This is a genomic window from Rothia sp. HMSC062H08 (assembly GCF_001810775.1).
Lineage (GTDB): Bacteria > Actinomycetota > Actinomycetes > Actinomycetales > Micrococcaceae > Rothia.
On record NZ_KV802663.1, the window covers coordinates 1 to 6,304 of the forward strand.

Sequence of the window (6,304 nt, forward strand, 5' to 3'; positions counted from 1 at the left end):
ACCACGGGAGCACCAAACGCATCAACGCCCGCGTGATCATAAGTCGTCATCGTACGGCGCGCAGAATCACGCTCCATACGGTACAGCAAAGAGCCATTCACCGAATGGGAACAGGGAACACCGTCACGGTCATAACCGAAGGAATGTACAGCACCATTACCGTCAGTGCTGGTCAGCAGACGACCGGCAGCATCATAGGTAGAGGTAGTGCGCACACCCAGCGGATTGGTTGCCGCCAGAACATTGCCCATCAGGTCATACTCGTAGCTGGTAATACGACCGGCAGGGTCCATCACAGAGGTAACGTTACCCGCCTCGTCATAACGGTAGTGGGTCACGCCACCGGCACCATTAGTCACCGCAACCACCTGAGAAGCGGCATCATAGGTGAACGAACGAGTACCCCACTTGTTATCGCGGATACTCTTCACACGGCCACAAGAATCCCAGGTGTAGAACACCGGAGAAGCCACACCAGAACCGGTAATGGACAGCACACGACCGCACGCGTCATAGCGAACGCGTGCCTCAGAACCGTCACCGTACACCTGGCGAATCAGACGGGAATCAGCGTCGTACTCGTAGCGAGTCACAGACTGCTCAGCAGTGCCGGCAGCCTCATAGGTTGCAGCCAGTCGACCGCACGCATCGTAGCTGTACTCGGTCACACGACCTGCAGGGGAAACCATGCGCACCATCTGGTTCGAGCCGTTGTACTCGTAGCGGCTCAGACCGCCCTCAGCGTCCAGAACCTGTACGGGGTTACCCGCGCCGTCATAAACCATCGTGGAGACAGTCGGGTCGTCAGCATCTGCACTAACCTGCGGGCCAGAATCCTCGGAGAGAACCTCGGTACGCACCGGGCGACCCAGGTGGTCGCACGAGATACGCACGCGATCAACACCATCATTAGTGGTGAATGTCTTGCGCGAGGAATCAACGGAAGTACGTACACTCACACCGGTCGGGTCAATCAATGCGGTCAGGGTGCTCGCGGCATCATACTCGCGAGTCCATACACCACCGGCGGGGTCAATGGTGCGAACCAGGCGCATCAAGCCATCGTAGGCGTAGCTGAACTGCGCACCACCAGGCAGGGTAATGCGGTCAATATTGCCGTTCGTATCAAAGGAACGCTCCATGCGGCGGCCCAGCGGGTCAACCACGGCAACAATGTCACCGCTCGGACCGTACTCGTACTCGGTACGAGCACCAGCAGGGTCCACCGAAGCCACCAGACGACCGCCAGCAGCGTACTCAAAACGCCAGCGGGAACCATCCGGGTCCTGACGGCACACCATGTGACCGGCAGAATCATAGGTGAACTCAGTCTCCAGCCCAAGAGCAGAAACAATCTTCACCAGGTGACCCGCAGCAGAGTACTCGCAACGGGTCAGCTGCTGCTCAGCATTACGAATACCGGTCAGCAGACCACACTCGTCATACTCCAAGGAGACAGTAACACCCTCAGGGCTCACCACACGCTGCAGCAGGCCGTCAGCCCACTCAAAACGGGTCACATGACCGTTGCCGTCGGTCATAGAAGAGGGGTTACGCTCAAAATCATTCGCGTACTCGTAAGTCACCGTAGTCATCGGGCTTACGGCAGGGCTCTGGGCAGACTCCTGCCCCGAAGTAGCCTCATCGAGGGTACGGCCCTGAGCCTCCGCCTCCAGGCGGGCACGACGAGCCAGACGGGCGGCACGGCGGGCACGCGGATCCGTCTCAATAGCGCTCATCGCCACGGAGACCACGCGGTCATGCTCGTCATACGCGAAGAGGGTTTCTGCGCCCTCATCGGTGACCTCGCGAATAATACGGCCGCGCTCATCGCTGTAGCGAGTAGTGCGGGAACCATCACGATCAACCACGCTCACACGGTTGCCAAAGTCATCGTAGGCATAGCTAGTACGCCCACCTTCCGCGTCGACAATGGCGGTCAGGCGTGCGTACTGGTCATTGACCCACAGGTTCGTGTAGGAGGCGTCTTCGTTAGAAACGTCAGTGATACCGTTCGGCAGGTAGCGGTAGCGAACACGACGACCGTATTCAGTGTCCTGCTCAGTAATACGGCCGGCAGGGTCGTAGTAGTTCGTCACCTCAACAGCGCCGGCACTAGCCACCACGCGGTGAATCAGGCCGGCAGCGTCATGTTCATAACGGCGGGTACCGGCGTCACCGTGTACAGCGCACAGGTGGGTACGACCATCAAGGGTAACGTACTCGTAACGCACCGACTGCCCACGAGAAGAATGAATAGCGCCGACAAGGCCGCCTTCGGTGTACTCCACGTTGATACGTGCACCGCGCTGATGCACGATAGCGCGAACACGACCCTCTTCATCGCGCAGGTATGCGACAGCAGTACCTGCCCCAGCGCTCATACCCAGGTAAACACCAGTGAGGCTGAAAATGTGCTGGGTTCCAGAGTTGTCAGAGATACGCAGCAGGGACGAGGCGTCATAGTCCGTAGCGTGCAAAATATAGCGCAGGGAGGGGTCAGCAATAGAGCCCTCTTCACCCATCAGCTGGGTAAGGGGCAGCTCTTCAAGCCACCACGCTTCACGCGGGGCACGAGCATAGCCGTGGGTGCCGTCCTCACGAATCATTCGGTCGAAGGTAACCTCACGACCGTCAGCCATCGTCCAGACAGCATTCTCAACGTTCAGCTGCACACGGCTCTCAATATTCGAGGACCAGCCCGCACCGAACACACCGGATACAGCGTGCTGACCGAAGACAGCCACGCTGTTGTACATGCGAGTTACAGAGCAAGCAGAAACCACGCCGGAGAACGCCATGTCGGTCTCTTCTTCAATGAAGTTACCGGTTGCAACGTTCACAGGGTCATTCACATAACCGCTGGTAGTGGACATTCCTACTACAGCCGGCGCTGGAACTTCCAAATCATGGCGCTCAGTACTAACGCCAGCTGCACTAATTGCACCTTCCAGAGTGGAATTAGCAACGGTAATAATCTGACTCGAGCTACCGTACTTTTCAAAAGTATCGGCTACGATGCCCAGCCAAGTCTTATCATTAGCGTTCGACTTATTCCACGCTTCAAACGTGCTGATGAGATTTTCAGCATCGACGGAGCCCCACTGGCACTTAACCATAAACTCTGTAGACAAGTTACGGAGCTTGCCAGGCTCAGCATCAAAGCTAGTACCAAGGTTCGCCAAAGTATTGGAGAGAGCACGCACAGTCGAAGGGCGCGCCGAAGAAACAGTCATACTCCCTGAGCGGGTCTCAGTACTCTCACGATGACCTAGCGATGTGGTGTCAATCGAGGTATCCGGCTTATACGATGTCGGCTTAGGCGGTTCACCTCCGAACGTTTCAACCCACCATTTACGGAAACCACCCAGGTCATGCTCATAGTGGTACATAAGGTCGCGGTTCTCATTTTCCTTATGAGCTGACTCTTTGAGGCGATCCACCACATCAGCCAGTTGACGGAAGATGCTGGCGATATCACGACCATCGCTAATGGTGGTATCAATATTTGCCGCCGCAACATCGGCGTAGTGACCTTTAAACTCCTCCAGAGCCGTTGTCAGTGAGTTCTTAAGAGGGGGTAATGCATTATCAATATTCTGCGCGACGGTGCGGCAGGCATTGGCGAGGGCATCCGACGTAGCATCATCGTACTTGACTTTTTCAGTATTCAGATTCATGCTCTGTTGTCTTTCGGTGTGGTTAGTACGGAAGTGTGGTGATTAAACAGATGTAGACAGACATGTACACCATGCCTGGAAAACAACGTGGGTATAACCGAATAACAGAAAACGCCGCCTACCGCTCACCGCCCCGTAGCCGGGGAGCGGGGCGGTAAACGGCGTTTACCAGGGAAGGCTTAGGAGCCGCCACCTGCCTGGAAGATATCGGTAGAAATCTGGTTGAGCTGCTCGCGCAGGTCAGTCAGTTCCTGAGTCAGGTTACGCAGGGTGTTTTCTACGCCGGGCCAGGTGTCATTGCGGAAACGCTCAGCCAGGGGGCCGTCCCAGTTGTTGGGGTCCTTCAGCTGGTTACCCTGCTGGTTGAGGTTGTTGATTTCGTTCTGCAGACCGCCATTGATGATGTTCTGGAGAGCAGTAATGGCATCCTTGGCTGCCTGCGATGAGAGTACGCGATCGGACACGATGTTCCTCTTTCGTCGTTGAGTTGCCGGAAGATGTGCATTAGATACGCGAATATCAAATACGCACCGTTAGTGCTTTGCACCACTTCGAACATTACACTATTTCGCGGCAAAGCGCACCCTCTGCGCCCTGTTGCGAGAAAAATTTCTCATTGTAGACATTGCACAACAGTGCGTGCATATACATTTATCTACTCTCATCAAGGGATTTCTCCCGCTACGGTATCCTTAGGAAATGCCAGCCCACTGGGGTGGCACCCTATCGATAGAATCACCAACCACATACGAAATGAGGACTTTCATGTCTGAAAACACCCCGCAGCCGGTTGCACCGCAGCAGCCGCAGTTCACCCAGCAGGCACCCGCCGCACAGCCCGCATACGGCGCACCCGTCGAGGCTCCGAAGAAGAAGTGGGCGGCAGTAACCGCACTGGTTCTGGGTATTATTTCCGCTCTGACCGGCATCCTTGTTATTGGTTCGTTCCTGACCATCCCGACCATTATTTTCGCTGTAATCGCTCTGGTCATGGTTAAGAACGGCACCGGCAAGGGTAAGGGCATGGCGATTGCCGCTCTCGTGCTGGTTCTGGTGGCGTATATTGCGACCTTTGCTTTCTTCCAGATTCGTGCGGCGAACCTTGAGAAGTCTAACCGAGAGGCCCGTGAGGTTATCCAGAAGTGCGAGAACCACGAGCCCGGCTACTACATCATTGAGAAGGATGGTAAGCGTTACTGCAACGCTGGCGGCTGGGTCTACGAAATGGACAAGTAAACCCATTCATACGGTCCGATAACAACCTTATTTCGAAACGGAGGGGTGTTCGTTCACGCGGCAGTCGCCGTACCTACGGGCGCCCCTCAACCGTATCTTCCGTGGGCGGTATGGCCTTTGACTACGGAGTACATCCTGGAACTCTTCGTAGAGTTCGGTGACTATGACCAGATGGATACCCTTCTCAAAAACCTCTGCTATGCTCGCACGTACGAGATTTCCTCCCCTGAGGCCGGGGAGTACTGACGGATCCCGGAGCACCTACAGCGCATCCTCGACCGCGCCGCGGCAGAGTCCAAATAGTTGAAAGGGAAATAGCATGAACGCATTTCTCAATGCCATAACCGACCCCAGGCTTCTCTTCATGTGGCTCAGTTTTATTTTCTTGGCTCTCGCATCTCTATTGCTGGGTATGGTCGAACACTGGCCGTGGGGTGCGATATTCTTCGTTGGGGGGCCTGTGACCCTCCTGGCTCTAGACATGGCACATGATGAAAGCATTGCAGGCAAAGCAAACGGTGGCCCTTTCCACCACTTCTTTATCTTTGTTTTCTCCTTCAGCGCGGTGGGCTTGATTGTGCTGACGGTTCTTACGGCTTTCGGTGTACTCAAAGGGGATACGACTCCGTGGACCCCGGAAACGAACTTCGCTTCCTGGTATATAGCTGCCGGGTCGCATATCGTCCTTGTCCTAGCCACACGCACCGACCCCAAGAACGGCGCCCCTGACCTGCAGCGCATGGAACAGCTGGATAGGCGCTCAACCCGTGTGGGTGTTGTGACGGCGGCTATTTTTGCGGTTCTGTGCCTTGTGGTTCCCCTGATTAGTCTCTCCGCTACAAGCTATGATTCACTTGCCCTGGCGTTGACGCTCCTCCTTACCCCGTGGTTCCTATACTTCGTGCGCGATGGTCTTTTCTACCTGCACCACCCGCGTTTTGAGGAGGGGTCCGAGGGGTACCGTACCCTGCGTGTCGTGTGCGTCGGTATGGTGGGGATGTCTTGCTGTATCTCGTTGGTGTACATGATCAACACGCTGAACCGTTCAGAGTGGCTACCCGCGCTACTTTTCATGGTATCGATGGTGACAACTGGGTGGCTGGTGAAGCAGTACGTCACCGTGGGTATCACCATTAAGGAGGAAGACAAGGAGGACCCGGAGGCTGAACCTGCAGCAGACTAAACCGTGGAGCCCCGTGGGTTGAGGAGCATTGTGCACCAAAGCGCACGATCTAGGATGATTCGCCCGCCGGGGTATCCTTGGGGAAGGTACGCCACCTGCCGGTGGTGCGCTTCCGGATATTCACCAACCACACGAAACGAGAACCCACCATGCGTATTTTCCTCACTGTCTTCTGGGGCGTTGATGCGTTTGGTGCTCCCGTGGT

4 protein-coding genes are annotated in these 6,304 nt (G+C 55.9%); 2 read left to right on the top strand and 2 right to left on the bottom strand.

Going from position 1 to position 6,304, the window contains the following annotated elements; translation table 11 throughout:
- Both HMPREF2765_RS02735 and HMPREF2765_RS02740 read right to left on the bottom strand, forming a co-directional pair.
- Positions 1–3,680 (bottom strand): DUF6531 domain-containing protein (locus HMPREF2765_RS02735; protein WP_141749076.1); only part of this gene is annotated, 3,680 nt, incomplete at its 3' end.
- A 179-nt stretch (positions 3,681–3,859) separates the two neighbouring features.
- Positions 3,860–4,144 (bottom strand): pyrophosphorylase, encoded by a 285-nt coding sequence (locus tag HMPREF2765_RS02740; protein ID WP_005507345.1) that lies wholly within the window; start codon positions 4,142–4,144, stop codon positions 3,860–3,862.
- Between the two features lie 301 nt (positions 4,145–4,445).
- Here HMPREF2765_RS02740 and HMPREF2765_RS02745 point away from each other — a divergent pair, with 301 nt between their 5' ends.
- Entirely contained in the window at positions 4,446–4,916 is a 471-nt protein-coding gene (locus HMPREF2765_RS02745) for a DUF4190 domain-containing protein (protein WP_049338167.1), read from the top strand.
- Positions 4,917–5,235: 319 nt separating this feature from the next.
- Positions 5,236–6,099, top strand: coding sequence for a hypothetical protein (locus tag HMPREF2765_RS02755; protein ID WP_049359221.1), 864 nt, complete (start codon positions 5,236–5,238; stop codon positions 6,097–6,099).
- Positions 6,100–6,304 lie beyond the last annotated feature (205 nt).

What these genes read in the sequence shown, in the direction of transcription:
- HMPREF2765_RS02745 (WP_049338167.1), top strand. Translation starts at nt 4,446, where the DNA reads ATGTCTGAAAACACCCCGCAGCCGGTTGCACCGCAGCAGCCGCAGTTC.
- HMPREF2765_RS02755 (WP_049359221.1), top strand. Translation starts at nt 5,236, where the DNA reads ATGAACGCATTTCTCAATGCCATAACCGACCCCAGGCTTCTCTTCATG.